Annotated in this window: 24 protein-coding genes and 1 pseudogene; 17 read left to right on the forward strand and 8 right to left on the reverse strand. The window is 59.2% G+C overall.

What is annotated here, in order from left to right; all coding sequences use genetic code 11:
* Nucleotides 1-26 precede the first annotated feature (26 nt).
* Both AB5Y54_RS15600 and AB5Y54_RS15605 read left to right on the forward strand, forming a co-directional pair.
* Nucleotides 27-3,599, forward strand: a complete 3,573-nt coding sequence (locus AB5Y54_RS15600; protein WP_324034279.1) for a PilC/PilY family type IV pilus protein — start codon at nucleotides 27-29, stop codon at nucleotides 3,597-3,599.
* A complete protein-coding gene (locus AB5Y54_RS15605) occupies nucleotides 3,596-3,880 on the forward strand; it encodes a TapY2 family type IVa secretion system protein (protein ID WP_041210962.1) in 285 nt (94 codons plus the stop codon). Before AB5Y54_RS15600 ends, AB5Y54_RS15605 begins: the two co-directional genes overlap by 4 nt.
* A gap of 13 nt (nucleotides 3,881-3,893) precedes the next feature.
* Here AB5Y54_RS15605 and AB5Y54_RS15610 read toward each other — a convergent pair whose 3' ends face one another.
* Nucleotides 3,894-4,397 (reverse strand): GspH/FimT family pseudopilin, encoded by a 504-nt coding sequence (locus AB5Y54_RS15610; protein ID WP_010673109.1) that lies wholly within the window; start codon nucleotides 4,395-4,397, stop codon nucleotides 3,894-3,896.
* A gap of 137 nt (nucleotides 4,398-4,534) precedes the next feature.
* Between AB5Y54_RS15610 and AB5Y54_RS15615 the strand changes: the two genes are divergently transcribed.
* From AB5Y54_RS15615 to luxS, 4 genes are read left to right on the forward strand one after another with little or no spacing between them, the layout of a single operon-like run.
* Entirely contained in the window at nucleotides 4,535-6,157 is a 1,623-nt protein-coding gene (locus AB5Y54_RS15615) for an NAD+ synthase (RefSeq protein WP_324034273.1), read from the forward strand.
* A 9-nt stretch (nucleotides 6,158-6,166) separates the two neighbouring features.
* Nucleotides 6,167-6,505 (forward strand): nitrogen regulatory protein P-II, encoded by a 339-nt coding sequence (gene glnB / locus AB5Y54_RS15620; protein ID WP_005308848.1) that lies wholly within the window; start codon nucleotides 6,167-6,169, stop codon nucleotides 6,503-6,505.
* Nucleotides 6,506-6,551: 46 nt separating this feature from the next.
* Nucleotides 6,552-7,154: a transglycosylase SLT domain-containing protein gene (locus tag AB5Y54_RS15625; RefSeq protein ID WP_368154000.1), complete on the forward strand. Its 603-nt coding sequence runs from the start codon at nucleotides 6,552-6,554 to the stop codon at nucleotides 7,152-7,154.
* Between the two features lie 18 nt (nucleotides 7,155-7,172).
* On the forward strand, nucleotides 7,173-7,682 hold the full coding sequence (gene luxS, locus AB5Y54_RS15630) for an S-ribosylhomocysteine lyase (RefSeq protein WP_010673112.1): 510 nt from the start codon (nucleotides 7,173-7,175) through the stop codon (nucleotides 7,680-7,682).
* 61 nt (nucleotides 7,683-7,743) lie between these two features.
* Here the strand turns inward: luxS and AB5Y54_RS15635 are convergent, their stop codons facing one another.
* Nucleotides 7,744-8,766 carry a GGDEF domain-containing protein gene (locus AB5Y54_RS15635; RefSeq protein ID WP_041214487.1) on the reverse strand — a complete coding sequence of 341 codons (1,023 nt, stop codon included), beginning with the start codon at nucleotides 8,764-8,766 and terminating at the stop codon, nucleotides 7,744-7,746.
* Between the two features lie 133 nt (nucleotides 8,767-8,899).
* Here AB5Y54_RS15635 and rnr point away from each other — a divergent pair, with 133 nt between their 5' ends.
* From rnr to AB5Y54_RS15655, 4 genes and pseudogenes are all read left to right on the forward strand, one after another.
* Nucleotides 8,900-11,293: a ribonuclease R gene (rnr, locus tag AB5Y54_RS15640; protein WP_010673114.1), complete on the forward strand. Its 2,394-nt coding sequence runs from the start codon at nucleotides 8,900-8,902 to the stop codon at nucleotides 11,291-11,293.
* Nucleotides 11,290-12,039, forward strand: coding sequence for a 23S rRNA (guanosine(2251)-2'-O)-methyltransferase RlmB (gene rlmB / locus AB5Y54_RS15645; RefSeq protein WP_010673115.1), 750 nt, complete (start codon nucleotides 11,290-11,292; stop codon nucleotides 12,037-12,039). Before rnr ends, rlmB begins: the two co-directional genes overlap by 4 nt.
* 9 nt (nucleotides 12,040-12,048) lie before the next feature.
* Nucleotides 12,049-12,615, forward strand: a pseudogene (locus tag AB5Y54_RS15650) (Crp/Fnr family transcriptional regulator); the annotation flags it as partial.
* A gap of 151 nt (nucleotides 12,616-12,766) precedes the next feature.
* Nucleotides 12,767-13,222: a GNAT family N-acetyltransferase gene (locus tag AB5Y54_RS15655; RefSeq protein ID WP_049636452.1), complete on the forward strand. Its 456-nt coding sequence runs from the start codon at nucleotides 12,767-12,769 to the stop codon at nucleotides 13,220-13,222.
* A 188-nt stretch (nucleotides 13,223-13,410) separates the two neighbouring features.
* On the opposite strand, the gene AB5Y54_RS15660 is transcribed toward AB5Y54_RS15655, so the two are convergent.
* Together AB5Y54_RS15660 and AB5Y54_RS15665 are read right to left on the reverse strand one after the other, a co-directional pair.
* The gene (locus AB5Y54_RS15660) at nucleotides 13,411-14,259 is read right to left on the reverse strand and encodes a hypothetical protein (protein WP_102983751.1); all 849 of its coding nucleotides are present in this window, start codon (nucleotides 14,257-14,259) and stop codon (nucleotides 13,411-13,413) included.
* A 100-nt stretch (nucleotides 14,260-14,359) separates the two neighbouring features.
* Nucleotides 14,360-15,583 carry an Nramp family divalent metal transporter gene (locus AB5Y54_RS15665; RefSeq protein ID WP_119196997.1) on the reverse strand — a complete coding sequence of 408 codons (1,224 nt, stop codon included), beginning with the start codon at nucleotides 15,581-15,583 and terminating at the stop codon, nucleotides 14,360-14,362.
* Between the two features lie 236 nt (nucleotides 15,584-15,819).
* Between AB5Y54_RS15665 and rpsF the strand changes: the two genes are divergently transcribed.
* From rpsF to AB5Y54_RS15685, 4 genes are all read left to right on the forward strand, one after another.
* Nucleotides 15,820-16,206 (forward strand): 30S ribosomal protein S6, encoded by a 387-nt coding sequence (gene rpsF / locus AB5Y54_RS15670; protein WP_005331771.1) that lies wholly within the window; start codon nucleotides 15,820-15,822, stop codon nucleotides 16,204-16,206.
* Nucleotides 16,207-16,238: 32 nt separating this feature from the next.
* Nucleotides 16,239-16,469: a 30S ribosomal protein S18 gene (rpsR, locus tag AB5Y54_RS15675; protein ID WP_005313392.1), complete on the forward strand. Its 231-nt coding sequence runs from the start codon at nucleotides 16,239-16,241 to the stop codon at nucleotides 16,467-16,469.
* 52 nt (nucleotides 16,470-16,521) lie between these two features.
* Nucleotides 16,522-16,968, forward strand: a complete 447-nt coding sequence (gene rplI / locus AB5Y54_RS15680) for a 50S ribosomal protein L9 (RefSeq protein WP_010673120.1) — start codon at nucleotides 16,522-16,524, stop codon at nucleotides 16,966-16,968.
* A gap of 101 nt (nucleotides 16,969-17,069) precedes the next feature.
* Entirely contained in the window at nucleotides 17,070-17,813 is a 744-nt protein-coding gene (locus tag AB5Y54_RS15685) for a ferredoxin--NADP reductase (protein WP_052814586.1), read from the forward strand.
* Nucleotides 17,814-17,867: 54 nt separating this feature from the next.
* On the opposite strand, the gene AB5Y54_RS15690 is transcribed toward AB5Y54_RS15685, so the two are convergent.
* Together AB5Y54_RS15690 and AB5Y54_RS15695 are read right to left on the reverse strand one after the other, a co-directional pair.
* Entirely contained in the window at nucleotides 17,868-18,212 is a 345-nt protein-coding gene (locus AB5Y54_RS15690; protein ID WP_010673122.1) for a hypothetical protein, read from the reverse strand.
* A gap of 25 nt (nucleotides 18,213-18,237) precedes the next feature.
* Nucleotides 18,238-18,516: a hypothetical protein gene (locus tag AB5Y54_RS15695; protein ID WP_050485177.1), complete on the reverse strand. Its 279-nt coding sequence runs from the start codon at nucleotides 18,514-18,516 to the stop codon at nucleotides 18,238-18,240.
* Between the two features lie 246 nt (nucleotides 18,517-18,762).
* Between AB5Y54_RS15695 and AB5Y54_RS15700 the strand changes: the two genes are divergently transcribed.
* Nucleotides 18,763-19,758, forward strand: coding sequence for a Preprotein translocase subunit SecY (locus tag AB5Y54_RS15700; protein WP_114522720.1), 996 nt, complete (start codon nucleotides 18,763-18,765; stop codon nucleotides 19,756-19,758).
* Nucleotides 19,759-19,765: 7 nt separating this feature from the next.
* Here the strand turns inward: AB5Y54_RS15700 and fos are convergent, their stop codons facing one another.
* On the reverse strand, nucleotides 19,766-20,167 hold the full coding sequence (gene fos / locus AB5Y54_RS15705) for a fosfomycin resistance glutathione transferase (RefSeq protein WP_039040005.1): 402 nt from the start codon (nucleotides 20,165-20,167) through the stop codon (nucleotides 19,766-19,768).
* A gap of 29 nt (nucleotides 20,168-20,196) precedes the next feature.
* Nucleotides 20,197-20,364: a hypothetical protein gene (locus AB5Y54_RS15710; RefSeq protein WP_005308905.1), complete on the reverse strand. Its 168-nt coding sequence runs from the start codon at nucleotides 20,362-20,364 to the stop codon at nucleotides 20,197-20,199.
* Between the two features lie 56 nt (nucleotides 20,365-20,420).
* Here AB5Y54_RS15710 and AB5Y54_RS15715 point away from each other — a divergent pair, with 56 nt between their 5' ends.
* Nucleotides 20,421-21,395: an NADP-dependent oxidoreductase gene (locus AB5Y54_RS15715; protein WP_181824806.1), complete on the forward strand. Its 975-nt coding sequence runs from the start codon at nucleotides 20,421-20,423 to the stop codon at nucleotides 21,393-21,395.
* Nucleotides 21,392-21,829, forward strand: coding sequence for a YqaA family protein (locus AB5Y54_RS15720; protein WP_029313803.1), 438 nt, complete (start codon nucleotides 21,392-21,394; stop codon nucleotides 21,827-21,829). The genes AB5Y54_RS15715 and AB5Y54_RS15720 overlap by 4 nt, the downstream gene beginning before the upstream one ends.
* Nucleotides 21,830-21,844: the final 15 nt, after the last annotated feature.

A 21,844-nucleotide genomic window follows, 5' to 3' on the forward strand; every position in this document is an offset into this window, starting at 1 on the left:
TATGCTGGTGCAGTCTTGTTTTTGGCATGACGTCAACACGAGCCGATGACACCGAGCTTTTTATATACGACTTTAATAAGGCTGGTGATTTCAGACCTAAAGTGCTGCTGGTATTTGATAATTCCGGCAGTATGAGAGATACCATGGAGCAGATCAAAGAGGCTTATAATCCTGCCACGGTATATACCGCTCTGAGTAATGACCCGGATTCCGGTAATAGCAAAAATTATATCTATTTTTCAACAGATGGAAGCGTTCCTGCGATCAACACCAGCAGGCGATTTTCTGATAGGCTGAATGCCTGTGCGACTTCAAAAGCACCATTGTCGAACATTGGCTATTTTCAGTCACAAATGTGGAGCTATGAAGTTACGAATGGTAGCCCACCAAATCGTGGTCGGGGGGAATGGAATTCACTTAGTGGTGATCAAGAGAGCGATATCCATCTGGTAGATTGCAAGCAGGATATTACGTCAAGTAACCCGGCTAACCCCTACAGTGGCAGCTGGACGGTCGGGGCTGGTTATCCAGTAGATAAAGACAGTACTAGAAACGGCGAGTGGTTTTATACGGCAAACAAAAATAATGCCGTCAATGCCAGTAATACGGCTGTGACCATTTATTCTGCCAACTATATACGTTGGTATTATGGTCCAACAGGATATTCAGTGGAGTCTAGACTTCGTATTGCCAAGGATGCGGTGAAAGGCCTGATTTCATCCACGCCTGGGGTGGACTTTGGCCTAGCAGTATTTAATAGAAATGATGACACTGATAATAATGGCGGACGTATTGTCAGAGACATATTAGGCAGTGAGATCACACTGGCAAATGGCAAGACGGGAGAGCAGGATCTGTTGGAGCGGGTCGAAGCCTTGACAGCCAGTACCAACACACCATTATGCGAGACGTTGAGTGAGGCGTATCGCTTCTTTGGGGGACGAAGCGTTGTTTATGGCTTGCAAGGAGGCACGAGAGACACGACCGCCGAAAGCCCGACAGGTACCTATCAAGCCCCCTATGACAACTGCTCAAACAACGGTTACGTCATATACATCACTGATGGAGAGCCGACTCAGGACGGTGATGCCAATACCTTTGTCCAGGGATTGATAAATACATTGTCCAGCGATGAAAAAGCTGCTTATGGCACTACCGTTTCTTATGGTTCGGGGAACAGGTCCAGCAGCTATTTGGCCGCATTGGCGGGTTATATGAAACACAAGGATGTGAATGCCGTTTCCCCTGGTACCCAGACAGTCACGACCTTTACCGTCGGGTTTGGTGACGAGGCGATCAGCGGGGCCGGTAATTTGCTTGCTGAAACAGCCCGTCGTGGTGGCGGCGTTTATTATCCGGCAACCAACGCCTCTGCCTTGAGTGATGCGTTGAAGGCATCGCTGCTGGCGATCCTGCGAATCAATACCTCGCTGGTGTCCCCCGCCATTGCCAGCAACAACTTTGACCGGACTCGCAGTCTCAACAACATCTATTACGCCATGTTTGAGCCGGATGATGGTCCCAGATGGCGAGGTAATCTGAAAAAACTGATCTTTTCTCCTGACGGTTATGTGGCTGACAGCCGGGGGCTGCCTGCTATCAAGTTTGATGGCACCATCATTGACAGTGCCCAGACGTTCTGGTCATCCGGCCGTGATGGCAACAAGGTGGCTGAAGGTGGGGCGCAAGAGATGCTGGCGGGGAAAAGCAATCGCAGCCTCTATGTCATCAACAATGCTCAGAATCGTCTCGATCAGCTGACCAAGGCTAATCTGGTGACGCAGGCTGGCAGTGAAGCCGCGCTCATGACCTTCATGCAGGCAGATACGACGACCGAACTCGATTCCCTGATCAACTGGACCAAGGGGTTGGATGTCGACGACGAGGACTTTGATACATCAACCCTGATCCGCCGCCATATCATGGGGGATCCCCTGCACTCCCGTCCGTTGGTGCTGAACTATGGCCCACAATCCGGCAGCCCGACGGATGCGCCGGACTTGCGCATTCTGTTTGGGACCAACGCTGGTTTTCTGCATATGTTCAAGGACATGGGGAGCACCATAGACGAAAGCTGGGCGGCGATACCTTATGAGTTCATGGTCAATCAGAAGGCGCTGCGTCTCAATGCGGAATCAGCCGAACATATCTACGGTGTTGACTCTTCTCCGGTTGCCCTTATCAAGGATGCCAATAGCAACGGGGTGCTGAAATCCTCCGAGAGCGATTTTGTCTGGGTATTCACCGGCTTGCGGGGGGGCGGTAAAGCCTATTATGCCTTCAACGTTTCCAGCCCGGATACGCCGTCACTGAAGTGGCGTCTGAACAATCAGACGACTGGTTTTGGTGAACTGGGGTTGACCTGGTCGGTGCCTGAGCTTGCCTTTATTCCTGGCTATTTCAAAATTGTTAATGACAAGCAGATCCCGCTTCCTGTTCTAATATTTGCTGGCGGTTATGACACCAATAAAAGCGGGCAAGGATTAGGAAGTGGGGACAGTTCTGGGCGGGGAATCTATATCGTCGACGCAGAGACTGGCGCCCTGCTGTTCAGTGCGACCCCATCTGCCACCTCAATCACCAATCTCGAGGTGACGGGGATGGCCGACAGTATGCCCGGGTCGGTAGCTACATTGGATAGTGATGGGGATAACAAGGTTGATCGAATCTATGCGGGGGATACCGGTGGCAATATCTGGCGTATGGACATTTATACGGATCCGGAGAATGCTAATGAGCCATTGTCTCTTTCCAGAATAAGCGTGTTTAAGTTGGCAAGTCTTGGTTCTGATGTGAGTGAGACCGCCGATCGCCGTTTCTTCACCCAGCCTATCGTGGTGCGTACCATCAACAAGCAGGTCACCCGCACCGTTGTGGGAGGGAATGTGGTCTATTCCTATCAGGATCGTCCCTTTGATGCAGTGCTGATTGGGAGTGGAGACCGCAATCGCCCCTCATCGGAAGCGACCGTCCGCAATGGCTATTTCATGTTGCGTGATTATGATGTCGTGCCGCGTGCCGCCAATGCGCAGGCGAGAAGCCCCATCTTGATTACTGATCTTTATGATGTGACCTCTGATCCTTTGTCTGCCCAGACAAACACGGATGGAATATTGGCGACCAAGGCGGGAATTACCACTGCCAAAGGGTGGGTCAATTGGTTGAACGAACCGGGTGAGAAATCCATGGGGGCCGGGGTCGTACTTCAGGGCAAGCTTTACTTCACCTCGTTCCTGCCGCAAGTGCAGTCGTTCCAGCAATGCACCATTCAATCCATCGGGGCTGCACGCCAATACATGGTAGACATGCATTATGGCAGTTCCTTCCGTTATGTGGTTGATCTTGAAGGCAACCAGACACCTGAGCGTTATGTCGAAGTACAGAACAAGGTTGCCGACGATTTGGTGGTGCATGCAGGAGACGATGCCAAGATCCGCATTATTGGAGGCGGTGTCGGGGAAGAGGTCATCCTGAAAGATGAAGGGGATGGTGAGCCTGAGCGTTGTACCGGAGCGGGAGAGTGCAACCAGGGGGCAGAGGAGGCTGAGATGGATATGTCGCCCAAGAAAATTTACCTCTACGAAGGAGAGGCACAATGAAAACACGTAGCGGGGTGTTGGGTTTGTGCCTCTTGTTATCCGGGTCCGTCTTGGCAGATGACATAAAATGTTACGTCGAGCTGGTTAACGGCCAGAAGGTTGTCCTGCACGGTACTGTGGCAGACAACACGCCAAAGGCGGTGCAGGATAAATTCAAACAAAGAGGATACGAGGTGGATGGTGCGGTACAGCCTGTGAAGAAAATCCTGGAATGCCGCACTGCGGAGGAAAATTTCCAGTCAAAAGAGGGTCAGCAACAGGATGCCCGTCAACTGCGATAGCGAAGGACTTCATTCAGAGGCAGATATTTGCCTGGGTAGATTGGGTGGTGCGGCCGGAGGGAGAGATGACCAGATTTATCTGGGCATTTCCTGAACGACACAGCGTGATGGTGGCATTGGTACCCAAGCTGGTGCCATCAGGGCTGAAGGTAGTGGAAGTTCGATTGTTTGCAGCAGTCAGCGAGTCAGATAGCTGAGGGCTTCTTGCCAGAATCTGCTCACCGTTATTGAAAATGTCATTGCCATTACCGTCGACGAACACGAGGAATTGGGTCGGATTGGCGGTGACACAATTGTCACTGGCATTGGCAAGGCACACAGTGACAGATTGCTGGTTGTCGATGGCTTGGCTACGAGCAAAACGCAGATATTTCAAGAGTGTGCGAGATTCAAATTTCAAGGCATTCTCATTGAGCAGGCTCGACATGGCCGGTGCACCAATACCAAGCAAGATGACCCCCAGACTGACGGCGATCATCAGTTCCAGCAGGGTGAATCCTTTCTCGTCCTTGATCATGGCAATATCTCCCTCGATTAGTTACATCTTATCTCCAGACAGCCAGAACACCAGCGCAAAGCCCAAGTGTTGAGCTGGCACAGCCAGCGCCTTTTCTTTATCATTCCCCATCATTTTCGAATTCAAGATGCATCGCCATGGCAAAAGCCCTCTATCTGATGCTTGCCCAGTTAAATCTGACGGTAGGCGCCATCGAAGATAACTGTGACAAGTTACTGGCAGCAGCAGCCCTGGCCGATCAGCAAGGGGCCGATCTGCTGGTTTGCTCCGAGCTGGCCTTGACAGGATACCCGCCTGAGGATCTGCTGTTGCGCGCCGACCTGATGATCCGGGTCGAGGCCGCTCTGTCCCGCATCGCGGCATGGCAGGGACAATGTGCCATTCTGGTGGGCCATCCCTGGCGCGAAGAGGGGGCGCTTTACAATACGGCCTCTCTCTATGAGCGCGGTCAACTGCGGGCACGTTATTTCAAACAGGACTTGCCCAACTACGGGGTGTTCGACGAGAAGCGCTACTTCACTGCGGCGACCGATACCTGTGTGGTGCCGTTCCGTGGCCATCAGCTGGGTTTGCTCATCTGCGAAGATCTCTGGCAGCCGGGTCCGGCGCTGGCCGCCAAGGCGGCGGGGGCCGAGCTGCTGCTCACCATCAATGCCTCTCCTTATGATCAGGAAAAACCCTGGATCCGCCGCGAACTGATGGCGGAACGCTGCGATCAGACCGGCCTACCGCTCATCTACCTCAACCAGGTATGCGGCCAGGACGAGCTGATCTTCGACGGCTGCTCCAAAGTGTTCAACAGCCAGGGCGAGCTGACCCACAAGCTTGCCCCCTTTGCCGAAGAGCTGGCGCTGGTGCGCTTTGCCGATGGTCAGCCGGTGAAGGAGCGGGAACCCGCCGCGCCGCTGGAGCCGTTGGCCGAGACCTATCAGGCCCTGGTGCTGGCGGTGCGCGACTATGTCACCAAGAACGGTTTTCAGGGCGCCGTGCTGGGCCTCTCCGGCGGTATCGACTCGGCGCTGACCCTGGCCATTGCGGCCGACGCCATCGGGGCGGACAAGGTGCAGGCGGTGATGATGCCGTTCCGCTACACCGCCCAGATGAGCGTGGAGGATGCCAAGGAGCAGGCCGAGCGGATGGGGGTGGAGTTCAACATCATCTCCATCGAACCCATGTTCGAAGGCTTCATGACCCAGCTGGCACCTCTGTTTGAAGGCACCGCCCGCGACACCACCGAAGAGAACCTGCAGGCCCGCTGCCGCGGTGTGCTCTTGATGGCGCTGTCCAACAAGCGCCGCCGTATCGTGCTGACCACTGGCAACAAGAGCGAGATGGCTGTGGGATACGCCACGCTGTATGGCGACATGGCGGGTGGCTTTGATGTGCTCAAGGATGTCCCCAAGACCCTGGTCTTCAAGCTGTGCGAATATCGCAACAGCGTGGAGTACGTGATCCCGCAGCGGGTCATCGATCGTCCCCCGTCGGCAGAGCTGGCACCGGATCAGGTGGACCAGGACAGCCTGCCCCCCTATGACATCCTGGATGCCATCCTCAAGCGCTACGTGGAAGAGGATGCGTCTGTCGCCGACATGGTGGCGGAAGGTTTCGAAGAGGCGGTGGTACGCAAGGTGATCCGCCTGGTGGATCTCAACGAATACAAGCGCCGTCAGGCCGCCGTCGGCCCCCGCATCACGGCTCGCAACTTTGGTAAGGACCGCCGCTATCCCATCACGTCCGGGTTCGGCAAACAGAACTGGTAAGGAGTCACCATGAAGAAGATTGAAGCCATCATCAAACCGTTCAAGCTGGACGATGTACGCGAGGCCCTGGCCGAGATCGGCATCAACGGCATGACAGTGTCCGAGGTCAAGGGGTTCGGCCGCCAGAAGGGCCATACCGAGCTCTATCGCGGTGCCGAGTACATGGTCGACTTCCTGCCCAAGGTCAAGGTGGAGCTGGTTGTGCAGGACGAGGATCTCGATGCCTGCCTGGAAGCCATCCAGAACACAGCGCGTACCGGCAAGATCGGTGATGGCAAGATCTTCGTCTGCGAGGTGGAGCGCGTCATTCGTATTCGTACTGGTGAAGAGAACGAAGACGCGATCTGATGTGGTGGATGTGCCCTGTGATGAACAGCAAGAGTCTGTCGTTCTGATGTCGTTGTACCGTATCGGGGTCGTGGCGGCGTGCCTGATGGCGCTCACCGCGTGCAGTACCCGGCCGCCGGCCCAGCCGGAAAACCTGTGCCAGATCTTTCGGGAGAAACCCGAGTGGCACGAGGCGGCGCTCAAGATGAACGAGAAGTGGGGGACACCTGTCCAGGTAGTGATGGCCATGATGTACCAGGAGTCCTCCTTCGTGCATGATGCCCAGCCGCCGATGCAGTATTTCCTCTTCATCCCCACCGGGCGGGCCAGTTCAGCCTACGGCTATGCCCAGGTGAAAGACGAAACCTGGGCCGACTATCAGCGGGAAACCGGCAACGGCTGGAGCGATCGCGACGACTTTGCCGACGCCATCGATTTCATGGGCTGGTACACTCACAAGGCACAGCGGCTCAACGGCACATCCAAGTGGGATGCCTATGGCCAGTATCTCAATTATCACGAAGGCTGGGGGGGCTACCGACGTGGCAGCTACCGCAGCAAGGGATGGCTGCTGAAGGTCTCCCGCAAGGTGGAGGCCCGTGCCCAGCGCTACGGTGCCCAGTATCGACAATGCAAGGATCAGCTCTCCAGCGGGGGCTGGTTCTGGTAACCAAATCAGGAGTCAGAAATGCCGTTATTGGACAGTTTTACCGTCGACCATACCCGCATGGCCGCCCCGGCAGTGCGAGTGGCGAAGACCATGCAGACCCCGAACAAGGACACCATCACCGTGTTCGACCTGCGTTTCTGCGTGCCGAACGAGGAGATCCTCTCCGAGCGCGGCATCCATACCCTGGAGCATCTGTTTGCCGGCTTCATGCGTGACCATCTCAATGGGAATGGGGTGGAGATCATCGACATCTCTCCCATGGGTTGCCGCACCGGCTTCTACATGAGCCTGATCGGTGCGCCGGATGAAGCCCGTGTTGGCGCTGCCTGGCAGGCCGCCATGAGCGACGTGCTGACCGTGCAGGATCAGGGCAAGATCCCCGAGCTGAACGAATACCAGTGCGGTACTTACAGCATGCATTCGCTGGAAGAGGCCCATGCCATCGCCCGACATGTGCTGGAGCGCGGTATCGGTGTCAACCACAATGACGAGCTGGCCCTGCCGGAAGAGAAGCTGAAAAGCCTCTGATCCCGAGAAGGGAAGCATGAAAAAGGCCGGTCAATGACCGGCCTTTTTGCATCTGGTGGGATCATGAGGGCAGTGGCATCACCCGATTGCGTCCCAGCTCCTTGGCCTTGTAGAGCAGCTTGTCGGTACGCTCGATCAGGGTGTCTGCCGTCTCCTGGGGGATGTATTCCCCCACGCCGAACGAGGCGGTGATGTGATCGATGCGTCGCCCGGATTTGCGATCCAGAATCGACATCCGCTCGATGACGCGACGCAGGCTCTCGGCCATCTGGCGGGTCAGCGCCAGGGCGCGGTTTGGCACCAAGAGGGCAAACTCCTCACCCCCCAGGCGATAGGCGGTTATGCCCTCCTTGCTGGCCTCTCGCAGCCGCTTGCCGACGATGCGCAGCACCTGGTCCCCCAGCAGATGTCCGTATTCGTCGTTGAAGTTCTTGAAGCGATCGATATCGGTCAGGATCAGCGAGAAGGGCTGCTTGCTGCGAATGAGGCTGTCCATCTCGAGATCGAAGGCGCGTCGATTGAGCAGAGACGTGAGCGGGTCCTCGGTGGCCAGCTTTCTCGTCTCGTTCAGGGCCTGTTTCAGCTCCTTTATCTCTTTCTCGGCGCTGCTGAGCTGGTTGCGAAAGTGGAGGGTGGACATGCGTACGTCACGTGACTCGCGCACGAGATCCCGCAGGATCCCCATGGTGTCTTCCAGGCTGAGCCCCTCGTCGTCTATCTTGCTCAGCTTGTCGAAACTCTTGTCGAGCATCTCCTGAAACAGCCCGGTATCGGAGATGGCATCCTGCATCGAGTGACTCAGCTCGCTGGCCATGGCCGCCAGGTTGAGTTTCATCGCCTCCATCTGCTGCTCGTCCTGGGCCGCAAGGTGCTGGTGGTAGAGACGCTCGCAGGTGGTCAGGGAGAAGGTTCCCTGCTGCTTTATCGCCTGATCGACGGCATGGTTGAGTTCGGGCATGTCGCCGGAGACGTAGCTGTACCAAAGGTGATAGTTGTTCGGCGTGGTGGGAATTTGATACTTGATCATCAGGGGAACCGCCTGTTTCAAATAGGCGGCAGATTGGGCGAACGAGTCCTTGCTCATGAGTTCCGAGTCTCACATACCTGCAAACTGTGTCCAGTATGACAGAGAGAATGGCCAAAAGGCAGTCGATGGATGCCATTAGCTCCCCCCTCCGATATAATGTCTGCGTTATTACCTACCCTAAGGCCTGCTTATGTCTCAAAAAGATCCTTTCCTCCAACGCGAGGCCGAAAAATACGAAAACCCCATCGCCAGTCGCGAGATGCTGCTGGAGCTCATCAAGGGCCATGAGAAACCCATGTCCCGGGAAGAGCTGGCCAAGGTCCTCAAGCTGACCGATGAAGAGCCGTTGGAAGCCTTGCGACGTCGCCTGCGCGCCATGGAGCGCGACGGGCAGCTCGTGTTCACCCGCAACCAATGTTACGCCCTGCCGGATCGCCTGAATCTGGTCAAAGGCTATGTGCTTGGCCACAAAGATGGATTCGGTTTTCTGCGCCCCGAGGGTGGTGGAGCGGATCTCTTCCTGAACAACCGTGAGATGCAGCGTCTGATGCATGGCGACTATGCCCTGGTGCAGCCGACCGAGATCGATCGCAAGGGTCGTCAAGAAGCGCGTCTGGTGCGCCTGCTCAAATCCCGCGAGGCGGACATCGTCGGTCGTTACTTCGTCGAGAACGGCGTCGGTTTCGTGGTACCCGATGACAGCCGCATCGGCCAGGACATCATCATCCCGGAAGGGGAGAACAAGGGGGCTCGCCAGAGCCAGGTCGTAGTCGTGCGCATCAACCAGCGCGCCACTGCCCGCTTCAATGCGGTCGGTACCGTCTTGGAAGTCCTGGGTGAGAACATGGCTCCCGGCATGGAGATCGAGATCGCCCTGCGTACCCACGGCATTCCGCACACCTGGCCGGAAGAGGTGACCAAGGAGGTCGCCGGTCTCGGTGAGCAGGTGCCTGAGAAGGCCAAAGAGGGTCGCATCGATCTGCGCGCCCTGCCGCTGGTGACCATCGACGGGGAAGACGCCCGCGACTTTGATGACGCCGTCTTCTGTGAAGCCAAGCGCGGTGGTGGCTGGCGCCTGTGGGTCGCCATCGCGGACGTTTCGGCTTATGTGAAACCGGGCACGGCCCTCGACACCGAAGCCTATCAGCGCGGCAACTCGGTCTACTTCCCCGAGTTCGTGGTGCCCATGCTGCCGGAGGTGCTCTCCAACGGTCTGTGTTCCCTGAACCCGCAGGTCGACCGGCTCTGCATGGTGTGCGAGATGACCATCTCCGCCGCCGGCCGCATGTCCGGCTACAAGTTCTACGAAGCGGTAATGAACTCCCACGCTCGCCTGACCTACACCAAGGTAGCGGCGATCCTGGACGGGGATCCCAAGCTGCGTCAGCAGTATGATCCGCTGGTGGGCCACATCGAGGAGCTGAGCAACCTCTACAAGGCGCTCAAGCATGCCCGTCATCAACGCGGTGCGGTGGAGTTCGAGAGCGAGGAGACCCGCTTCATCTTCAACGCCCAGCGCAAGATCGACCGTATCGTACCGCTGGTGCGCAATGACGCCCACAAGATCATCGAAGAGTGCATGATCCAGGCGAACGTGGCGGCCGCCCGCTACATCGAGAAGAACGAGGCCGCCGCCCTGTTCCGGGTGCACGACCGCCCGGGCGAGGAGCGTCTCACCGGTTTCCGTGACTTCCTGGCCGAACTGGGTCTGGAGCTCAAGGGGGGCCTGGAGCCCGAGCCGAAGGACTTTGCCGACCTGGCCGCCAAATTCGAAGGGCGCCCGGATGCGGAATTGCTCTCCACCATGCTGCTGCGCTCCATGCGTCAGGCCATCTATCAGGCCGACAACATCGGTCACTTCGGCTTGGCCCTGAAGTCCTACGCGCACTTCACCTCGCCGATCCGTCGCTACCCGGATCTCATCCTGCACCGGGCGATCAAGTACCAGACCGCCAAGGAGCAGCAGGGCAACCTGCGCCACAAGTGGACCCCGAGCGGTGGCTACCACTACCAGCTGGAAGAAGTGGACCCCATGGGCGAGCACTGCTCCATGACGGAGCGCCGTGCCGATGACGCCACCCGCGACGTGGCAGACTGGCTCAAGTGCGAGTACATGCTGGATCACGTGGGTGACGAGTTTGACGGCGTCATCGCCAGCGTCACCGGTTTTGGCTTCTTCGTGCGTCTGGCGGAGATCCACATCGACGGTCTGGTGCACGTCAGCACCCTCACCAACGACTACTACCAGTTCGACCCCCTGCACCAGCAGCTGATCGGCGAGAACTTCCGCCGTCGCTACCGTTTAGGTGACAAGGTGCGGGTCAAGGTGATGGGCGTGAACCTGGACGATCGCAAGATCGACTTCGTGATGGTGGAAGAGCCCCTCAAGGCCACCGGCAAGAACGCCAAGGAGATGGCGCGCAAGCAGGCCGAGATCAAGAAAGAGAAGGCCAAGAGCGCCCAGCGCCACGAGAAACGCAAAGAGGGCAAGGAGAGCGGTAAATCCGACAAGGGTGGCCGTGCCAAGCCCAGCAACAGACGACCGAGCAAAAAGGCTCGCGACAAGGCCAAGAGCACTAAATGAGTACTGAACTGATCTACGGCATTCACGCCGTCTCCGCGCTGCTGGAGCGCACCCCCGAGCGCTTCATCGAGGTGTGGGCTCTCAAGGGCCGCGATGACGAGCGGCTGCATCCCCTGCTGGCCGAGCTGGAGTCCCTCGGTATCAGGGTGCAGAGCGTGAACCGCAAGACGCTGGATGACAAGGCGGAAGGCAACAATCACCAGGGCATCATGGCCAAGGTGATTGAAGCGCCCAAGCTGGCCGAGCACGACCTGGCCAGCCTGCTGGACGATCTGGCGGCGCAAGAGACAGCGCCTTTCCTGCTGGTACTGGACGGGGTGACCGATCCGCACAATCTCGGCGCCTGTCTGCGCAGTGCCGATGCGGCCGGGGTGCATGCGGTGATCGTGCCGCGGGACAAGGCCACAGGCCTCACGTCCGTGGTGCGCAAGGTCGCCTGTGGCGCCGCCGAAGTGGTGCCGCTCATCCAGGTCACCAACCTGGCCCGCAGCCTGCGCGAGCTGCAGGAGCGCGGCGTCTGGATCGTCGGCACCGCCGGCGAGGCGGATCACGATCTTTATCAGGCCAAACTCACCGGCCCCATGGCGCTGGTGATGGGGGCCGAAGGCAAGGGGATGCGCCGTCTGACCCGCGAGCACTGCGACGAGCTGGTGAGCATCCCCATGGCGGGGGCGGTATCCAGCCTCAACGTCTCGGTGGCGAGCGGTGTCTGCCTGTTCGAAGCCGTGCGCCAGCGCCGCGTCTGACAAGACGATGACCGACAGACCCCCTTTGTCTGGGAACGGGTTGCAGATGAGCAGGAGGCCGAGCGCCTCCTCTCTTTTGTCCGCTCCCTGACCTTGCCCCCTCGCACCTGCCTCTGGCATGCCGGTGACAGTCCGGCGCTGCTGGTCAGGGTGGAGGAGGGGTTGCTGCGGGCCAAGGTGGTGCTGGCGGATGGCCGCGAGTACATCAAGGAGTTCTATTGGGAGGGGGACGAGTTTATCGACTTCCACCACCTGCTCAGTGGTGAGCCCGCACGCTACAGCGTGGAGGCGCTGGAGCCTTGCCGGCTGCAGCTTCTTCCGCTGGCGGATCTGCGCCGACTCCCTTGCTGGCCCGCCTGGTATCACCATCTCCTTGAAGTGCAACTGCGCATCAAGGAGGAGAAAGAGCTGTTGCTGCTGACCGGGGGCCCAGAGGCGTGCTATCAGCATTTTCTGCGAAGCTTCCCCGCGCTGGATGCCAGGGTTCCGGATCACCAGATTGCCGCCTATCTGGGGATCACCCCCATCAGCCTGAGCCGCATCCGCAGGCGGCTGAAAACGCGCGATCAGGGTTGAGCCAGAAGGGGTTGCCGATGAACCTGGGCAGAGATCGGCTCTTTGCCGGCCATGTCCGCATTGGATGAGAAGGGGGGCAACTTAACCAAGGTTAATGCCCCTCGTCGGGAGCAAGATTATGCTGTCAGACCCCATTAAACAGGAGTCATTCATGAACTGGAGTATGAAATCCTGGTCCGAGCTGACCACGGATGAATTGTATGAGCTGCTTGCCCTGCGCGCCGAGGTGTTCGTGGTGGAGCAGACCTGTCCCTTCCAGGATCTGGACGGGCTGGATCGCCGTGACGGTGTGCTGCATCTGCTCGGTCGTGAGGGGGATCACCTGGCGGCCTATGCCCGCATCATGGCACCCGGCATTGGTGATGACAGCGGCGCCGCCATCGGCCGCGTGGTCACCTCTCCCACGTCGCGGGGGGGCGGACTGGGTCACCGCCTGCTGGCGCAAGCGGTCAGAGAGTGCGAGGCACGCTGGCCTGCACACAGCATCTGGCTCGGTGCACAGGCCCACCTGCAAGGTTTTTACGGCCAGCATGGTTTCGTGGCCGAAGGGGAAGGGTATCTGGAAGATGACATCCCTCACATGGGGATGCGAAGGGAGCCTGCCTGACATCGTCAGGCGCCAGGAAAGGGGCAAGTGGCCCCTCATCCGTGGTGCATCTCATGGTTTTTTGCTACCCCGTGGTCATGTGGTCGTCAGTCCGGGGTGAGATACCGCCGCGCTGATCTGCCTGCGGGCCTCTCTGTCGGGGCACCGCCCCGGTCAGGGCGGTGCGGCATCAGGAGGGCTGGGGTGGTTCAGGGAGTGACCCGGGTGGTGAGGGTAAATCCCTCTTCACTGGAGGCCAGCGTCACCTGAACCTGGCCCAACTCGGTCAGACTGCCCACATGGGTGCCGCCACAGGGAATGGTGATCTCCCGACCCTCCAGCATGCCATGCCAGTAGCGGGAATCGATGATGGCCTCACCGGCCCGGCTGCGGCGGATCTCGCCTCCCTCTTTGAGCCAGCGCATCAGCTGCTCGTTGACCTGGAGCGCTATCCTGTCGAGGTCGGCCAGCAGTGCCTCGCTGTTGATTCCCTTTTTTCGAAGGCTCTTGCCGATCCGGTACTGCTCCTTTGATCCTCTGGGCTCGACCCGGGAGTGCTGGATGGCGAGGCGGTCGAAATCCGGCTGCCCGAGAGCGTCCAGCTCGCTTGTCTCCTTTCGCCAATAGGGCGTGAGCGCCCGATTGAGGGCCAGTGCCACCAGGTGGCAGGCGCTGTGGCCCAGGCTCAGGGCATGGCGAGCCTCGGCATCCACTGTCAGTTCCACAGGCGAGCCAATGGCAAGGTGATGGGAACCGGCGAGGGGATGCACCACCACGAAAGCCCACCCATCCGCCCCCCGCTTGACCGGAATCTCCGTATCCACGAACAGCTCGCCCTCGGGACTGATGGCGCCCATGCGGCAGGGGCCCACGGCCGCTTCCCCCCCTTCCCAGCGCACTGTGCCCACGTCACCGGGTTGATCGGGCCAGAGGTGGCTCTGGGGATGAAAGGGGGTGAGGTCGGTGACCAGCAGGGTCGGATCCCCCTGTTTGCAACAGACGACGCTGGCCTGTTCCTGATGGTGGCCCAGAACGAAGCTGGCTCGGGTATGTTCCATGGCAGGGCTCCCGCAACGAGATGATGAGAAGGGAAAGGGGCAGCATACGCGAAAGTGCGAAGAGGCTCATCAACCCGGGTCAATGAGCCTCAAGATGGCGTTAGAGGGTGGTGACCAGCAGATAGGCATTGAGGCCGATCACCAGGGCGACGATGAGGCGCCCCACGGCTTGGGTGACGGGGTGATTGCGATGTGCCCCCATCAGGGCGCGATCACCGGTCAGGATCAGCAGCGGAATAAGAGCGAGGGCGATGCCGAAGCTCAGCACTACCTGGCTCAGTACCAGAATTTCCGTGGTGTTGAGGCCCATGGCGATCACCACGAAGGCGGGAGCCATGGTGATGGCTCGGCGCAGCCAGAGCGAAATGGTGAAGCGCACGAAGCCCTGCATCACCACTTGCCCCGCCAGCGTTCCCACCACGGTGGAGGAGATGCCGGAGGCGACCAGGGAGAGGCCGAACAGGGTGGCGGCTGCCGGGCCCAGCAGGGGCGTGAGGGTCTGGTAGGCCGTTTCCAGCTCGGCCACCTGCTGATTGCCGGAGCTGTGGAAGGCGGCAGCCGCCATGGCCATCATGGCCAGGTTGACGAAGCCGGCGATGGTCATGGCGATGGCCACGTCGACCCGGGTGCTGTGCAGTCGCTGGGTCACCGTGCCCTGCTCCTGGGTGTGCTGGGTCAGGGCCGAGTGGAGATAGATGACATGGGGCATCACGGTGGCACCAAGCACGCCGGCGGCAAGATAGATAGCATCACCATTGGGGAGGCCGGGGAAGAGTGCCCCTTCCAGCAGACTCGGCAGGTGGGGGCGCGAGAAGATCAGCTCGACGATGTAGGCGGCGGCCACGAACAGCAGCAGGCCCCCCACCACGAACTCCAGCGGCTTCTGGCCGCGGGATTGAAGCATCAGGATCCCCCAGGTGACCACGGCGGTGATGCAGGCCCCTTCCAACAGGGTGATGCCGAGCAGCAGTTTGAAGCCGACCGCAGCGCCGATGAACTCGGCGAGATCGGTGGCCATGGCGATGATCTCGGCCTGCACCCAATAGGCCCAGACTGCGGGCCTGGGCAGACGATCACGAATGTGTTCCGCCAGGTTCTTGCCAGTGACGATACCGAGCTTGGCCGAGAGGGTCTGCACCAGCATGGCCATCAGATTGGCCCACACCACTACCCACAGCAGTTGATAGCCGAAGGTGGAGCCGGCCTGGATGTTGGTCGCAAAATTGCCCGGGTCGATATAACCGATGGCGGCGATGAAGGCGGGGCCGAGCAGGGTCAGCTTGAATTTGCGGGCCGGGATGGCCGTGGTGAGCGCAGGTTGCATACTGTCATCCTCCGTGGGGATATGAGGAGAGTATGGATCTAAATGATAATTGTTATCAATTAAAGTTTTGTATCGGGCTCATCGAGAAAAACATCTTGCTTCGCCAGTTGCAGTGGGAGAGGTGATTTCGTACAATACGCCGCCCTAGAAAGCAGCGTCTAAACATCACTATGTTCCTTGCCTCCGAGGTCTGGCTGCACCTGGGCGGAGGCTGAATTAATCCGTAAGGAGCTAAAATGCGTCATTACGAAATCGTCTTCATGGTTCATCCGGACCAGAGCGAGCAAGTACCTGGCATGATCGAGCGTTACACCGGCGCTATCACCACCGCTGGTGGTACCATTCATCGCCTGGAAGATTGGGGCCGTCGTCAACTGGCTTACCCGATCGACAAGCTGCACAAGGCTCACTACGTTCTGATGAACGTAGAAGCTGAACAGGCCGTTATCGATGAGCTGGAAACCAACTTCCGCTTCAACGATGCCGTTATCCGCAACATGATCATGCGCACCAAGCACGCCGTGACTGAAGTTTCTCCGATGGCCAAGGCCAAGGAAGAGCGCTTCACCCGTCGTGACGACGAGCGTCGCGAAGATGCTGTTGAAGCGTCTTCTGAAGAGTAATTCTTAGATCACCGCATTAGAGGATAAAGGCCATGGCACGTTATTTCCGTCGTCGTAAGTTCTGCCGCTTCACCGCCGAGAACGTTACCGAGATCGACTACAAAGATATCGTTACTCTGAAAAACTACGTCACTGAATCTGGCAAGATCGTACCGAGCCGTATCACCGGTACCCGCGCCAAGTATCAGCGTCAGCTGGCACGCGCCATCAAGCGTGCTCGTTACCTGGCTCTGCTGCCGTACACCGATCTGCACAACAAGTAAGAATCGGCCCGGCGCTTACGCCTAACTCAACGAAATTTATAGAGGAAAGGTAATGCAAGTTATCCTGCTCGATAAGATCGCCAAACTGGGCGGTCTGGGTGACCAAGTTTCCGTAAAAGCTGGTTATGCCCGTAACTACCTGATCCCGCAAGGCAAAGCTGTTATGGCCACCAAGGCCAACATCGAAGCCTTCGGTGCTCGTCGCGCTGAGCTGGAAGCCAAACTGGCTGCCAACAAGGCTGCTGCCGAAGAGCGCGCTGCCAAGCTGGGTGAGCTGGCTGCCGTTGTCATCGCCTCCAAGTCTGGCGACGAAGGCAAGCTGTTCGGTTCCATCGGTACCCGTGACGTGGCTGAAGCCATCACTGCTGCCGGCGTAGCCGTTGCCAAGAGCGAAGTCCGCATGGGCAACGTTCTGCGTAACACCGGTGAGTACGAAGTTGTTGTTCAGCTGCACGCTGACGTCAAAGCAACCGTACAAATCCAGGTTGTTGCTCTGTAATAGCGTTCCGCTCTTGCAGAAAAACCCGCGCACATGCGCGGGTTTTTTATTTTCAGATCAAGGGGTAAAGTGAAGGTCTGTTCCTCTGGAGGAGAACCTTTATGGCTGCCTGGGTTGAAGGTCGGGTCATCGAGCGCATCGAGTGGACACCCACCCTGCTCTCCCTGCGTGTGGAGGCGGAACTTGCCCCCTACAAGGCGGGTCAATTCACCAAGCTGGCCCTGGAGCAGGGCGAGCGTCGAGTCCAGCGTGCCTATTCCTTCGTCAATCCTCCCGGCACGCCCTATCACGAATTCTATCTGGTGGAGATCCCCGGCGGTGAACTGAGCCCCTCTCTCGGTTCCCTGCAGGTGGGCGACGGCCTGCTGGTGCAGTCCCAGGCCACCGGTTTTCTGACCTTGGATGAGATTCCCCCGGGACGGGATCTCTGGCTGCTCTCAACCGGCACCGCCATCGGCCCCTTCCTCGCCATGCTGGCAGAAGGACAGGTCTTCGACCGATTCGAGCATCTGGTGCTGGTACATGGGGTTAGAAAAGGGGAAGAGCTCAGCTATCAGCCGCTTATCGCCAGTTTTGCCGAGCAGCATGGCGAGCGTTTTCGCTATGTTCCCTTCGTCAGTCGTGAGACCTGGCCGGAGGCGATGGCAGGGCGCATCCCGGCAGCCATCGTCGATGGCAGCTTGCAGGCGAGGGTGGGGCTGAACTTCTCCCCCGAGTTGAGCCAAGTGATGATCTGCGGCAACCCCGCCATGGTGAAAGAGACTCAGCAGACCCTGCTCGGGCTGGGGCTTGCCAAGAACCTGCGTCGCGCTCCCGGCAATATCAGCATGGAAAACTACTGGTAGGGGACATGACTCCAGGGGCCACAGGCCCCTCAACCATGTCCATGGGCATGCTGGTCAGTGTTTTTGGTGGCCGTTGCCGCCGTGCTTGTTCCTGGGCTTGTCATGGCCCTGACCCGGGTTGTTGCCACTGTGAATGCTGCGGTTGTAATGGTCGCGGTATTTGCCATCCATGTTGTCGCAGTTGAGCTGGATGCGGCTGGTCCGGGTGCTGACATCCAGGCAGTTGTGCTGCCACCACTCGTACTCCTTGTCGTCCCAATCCAGGCTTACCCGGCCCTGGTCGGTGGAGATCCGGATGTCGTCATCGTGTTTGGAAGGGGGGGCAGCAAAGGCCATTCCCTGAACCAGAAGCAGGGAGAGCAGCAGTGCGCCGCGGGAAGTCATGGTCATGTGGGTCATCGCATCAAGGCTCCTGTCAGGGGGATCATTGATCCGGTTGCGTGCTGATCTGATTGGTGCTGGGGGGCTGGTTGCGCTGCGTCTCATCCTCCAGATTGAGGTTGATCCTCTTGCAGTCGGCGGCGGCCGTGTCACCGCTCCCGAGATCGAAGCAGTTGCTCTGGGACCAGTCAAACTGCGTGTCATTCCAGTCCAGATTGAAGGTCAGCGCATCCACGGAGAAGGTCTGGCTCCCTTCGTCCTGTGCCAGGGCGCTACCAGTGATCAGAAAAAGAGAGAGCAACAAAGCCGTCGTTCTGTTCATGATGTCCTCGAGTCGTGTTCGGTGGAAATGAGTGTAATGCGGCGGGCTTAACCCGAGCATAACCGCAGATGTTCTTCAGGTACGGGGTCGATTGTAGTGTTTTTCTGCTGCGGATTTGCACGTTTTGGTCGCACTCTGGGCAGCTGATCGTCCATCGGCGGGAATTCGGGGATTTGCCCTTCTCTCCGGGGGAGTGGCGACTATAATCGGCAGCCAACTTTTCCTGCAGATGTTTCCCGTTTCATCATGACTACTCAGGCTTGCGCCGCATTGCGTTACCCCAAGGGATGGTTCGCCCTCACGACTGTCTACAGTTTTACCGGGCTGGCCATTCTGGCTTCCATCGTCTTCTCCCTGCTGCTGTTTCTCTCCATCGACGAAAACCCCCTGATGAAGTGGCTGTTCGGCGGGCTGGCCATCATCTTCGAGCTGGGCAAGTTCTACGTCTGGTACGAGTACGGCGAGTGCAAGGCGAGGCGGGATCTGGGCGGCGCCTTCTGGTCGCTGCTGTTCTACAGCGTGCTGGCCGCCATCTCCATCGGGGGCAGTATCGGCGGCATCAACAGCGCCACCAACACCATCCTGAGCCAGCAGGCGCGTCACGAGCGGGAGATAGCCCGTTTCGACGAACAGATAGCCAGCATAGAGCGGCAGATCCAGCTCAACGAAGAGGCGGCCCGCAAATACATCGAGATGGCGCGTATCTCGAGCGGCGTCAGCGGTCTGCAGCAGGCCAACACCAAGCTCAGGCTGCGTCAGGACGAGCTGCGCCAGGAGCGGGACGCCAAGCCGCTGGGGGAGCAGTCCTCCATGCTGGGACTGATGAGCAGTCTGGCGGACGGGGTCGGCATGAGCATCGGTCAGGTGCAGTTCCTGCTGGTCTGCTTCCTGTCTATCCTGCTCGATGCATTTGGTGCCTTTTTCGTCAGCCTGATCGGTGAGGAGAACCGCTTCCGCCGTCAATGGATGTGGCAACGGGAGAAGGCGCAAGCCGAGGCCCGGGTCGCAGCGCCGACCCCGGAGCCGCCAGCCATCAGCAGACCCATGCCCGAGCCAGCCGTGGTCGCCCAGGTGCGCGGCGCGCTGGAGAGCGGCGAGCTCAAATGCAGCAAACGCAAGGTGGCAGAGGCATTGTCACTGTCTCTGGAGGAGGTGGACCGGGTGTTCCAGCATCTGCTGGCGCTGGGCGTGCTGGGGCAGGGCAGCAATCGTCACTACCATCTTCGTGCCGAGCAGGGGTGAATCCGGCTCAGTCGAACCAGATAAGACCCTCATAGGGTTGCTGTCTGAGAGAGGCGAGGCGGCTATCCAGGTTGCCTGCATGGATTTCCAGTCGGTGCCCGTCGGGATCCAGCAGATAGAGTGAATCCCCTTCGCTGCTGTTCTTCTTCCACTCCACGACGCCCGCCGCGCGCAGACGGGCGCAGAAGGCTGGAAACTGTTCAGGCGAGATGCCAAACGCGACATGGCTGTAATCTCTGGCCGGTTGGGGAGGATCGCAGGAGAGACAGAGCCAGAGATCGCCGAGGGTGAGATAGGCTCCCCGTGCCCATCTCACCCTGGGGCGACATCCCAGCAAGTCGACATAAAAGGCAACGCTGCTGTCGAGATCGCCGGTTGCCAGCGTGAGATGGTTCAGTCCATGCAGCATCTTCTCTTCTTCCCCCTTGTCCCCGAACCCTAGTGAGTGAGCACCATCATCAGGCTGAGGAAGGCGGCAAGCCCGCCGCCGATGCCGATGATCCAGTAAAAGCCCTTGGCCCCCTGTTTGAGCGGAATGCGGAAGTAGAGCAGAAACGCCCACCACCCCAGGGCCAGCAACAGAGGAATAAGAAACATTCGAGCCATGGTGTCCTCGCTGTTATTCTGTTGACCCTTGATCAATCAACAGGATGGATTGTGCAATGACGCAGCTACAGATTACCGCATTCGGCGACCCCTCGGTACTCAGGCTCAACCCTTCCCTGGACAAGGTGCCCGCGGAGGGAGAGGTCCGGGTGCGCATCTGCTTTGCGGGGGTCAACCCCATCGATGCCAAGACCCGGGCCGGTCTCGGCTGGGCGGCCGCCCAGAACAAGGACAACCTGCCCTGGACGCCGGGTTATGACGTCTCCGGCGTGGTGGAAAAGGTGGGGTCCGGCGTGACCTCCCTGGCCGAGGGGGATCAGGTGTGCGGCATGGTGGGTTTCCCCCTCGCCGCCGGTGCATATGCCGAATCCGTGGTGGCCCGCGAGGAGGAGCTGGTCAAGCTCGATGGGGTGAGCCTCAGGCAGGGAGCGGCCCTACCGCTGGCGGGTCTCACGGCCTGGCAGGGGCTGCTGGAGCACGGTGGCCTGCAGTCGGGGCAACGGGTACTGATCCTGGCCGGTGCCGGTGGCGTCGGCCACCTGGCGGTGCAGTTTGCCGCCGCCTATGGTGCCCACGTGGTTGCCACGGCAAGCGGTGACAATCACAGCTTCCTTCATAGTCTCGGGGCGAGCCGGATGGTGGATTACCACCAGGCCGGGTGGTGCACCGAAGCGATCACCGATGGTCCGTTCGATCTGGTGCTGGATCTGGTGGGGGGCGAGAGCGGCAAGGCGGTGCTGGCCTGCGTCAAGCCGGGCGGCCGTCTGGTGACGGTCCCCACCATCACGGCCCAGCAGATCAAGGACGCGGGGGCCGAGCTCGGCGTCGAGGTTGTCGGCATGCTGGTCCATCCCGATCGAACGCAGCTGACCCAGATGCTGACGCTGCTTCGCCAGGGGGAGGTGAAGATCACCGTCTCCGGTGAATACACGCTGGCAGAAGGGGCGCTGGCCCATCAGGCCATCGAGCAGGGCCATGTGCGCGGCAAGCTGTTGCTGCGCATGTCCGCCGCAGACGGCCAGCCCGGATGATAGACTTCACCGGGATGGGGCTGGGAGGGCTGTTTCTGAGCGCCTTCACCTCCGCCACCCTGTTGCCCGGCAGCTCGGAAGTGCTGCTGGGTGCCATGGCGGTCAAGGGGGAGTGGAGCATGACCAGCCTGCTTTTCTGGGCGACGTTGGGCAATACCCTCGGCTCCATGACCACCTGGTGGCTCGGCTGGCTCGCCACCCACAAGAAAAAACCGGAAGATTTTCAAGGCCGTGGGGAACAAAAAGCCCTTGGTTGGCTCAAACGTCATGGCCACTGGTGTCTGCTGCTTGCCTGGACGCCTGTGGTCGGCGATGGTCTCTGTCTGCTGGCTGGTTGGCTGCGCCTCTCCTTCTGGCGCTCCCTCATCTTGATCGGGCTCGGCAAATTGCTTCGTTATGCCCTGGTGTTTCTGCTGGCCAGTCAGATCTTCTAGCCCTTTTGTCACTCA

Source organism: Aeromonas sp. s9, from assembly GCF_040907765.1.
GTDB lineage: Bacteria > Pseudomonadota > Gammaproteobacteria > Enterobacterales > Aeromonadaceae > Aeromonas > Aeromonas caviae.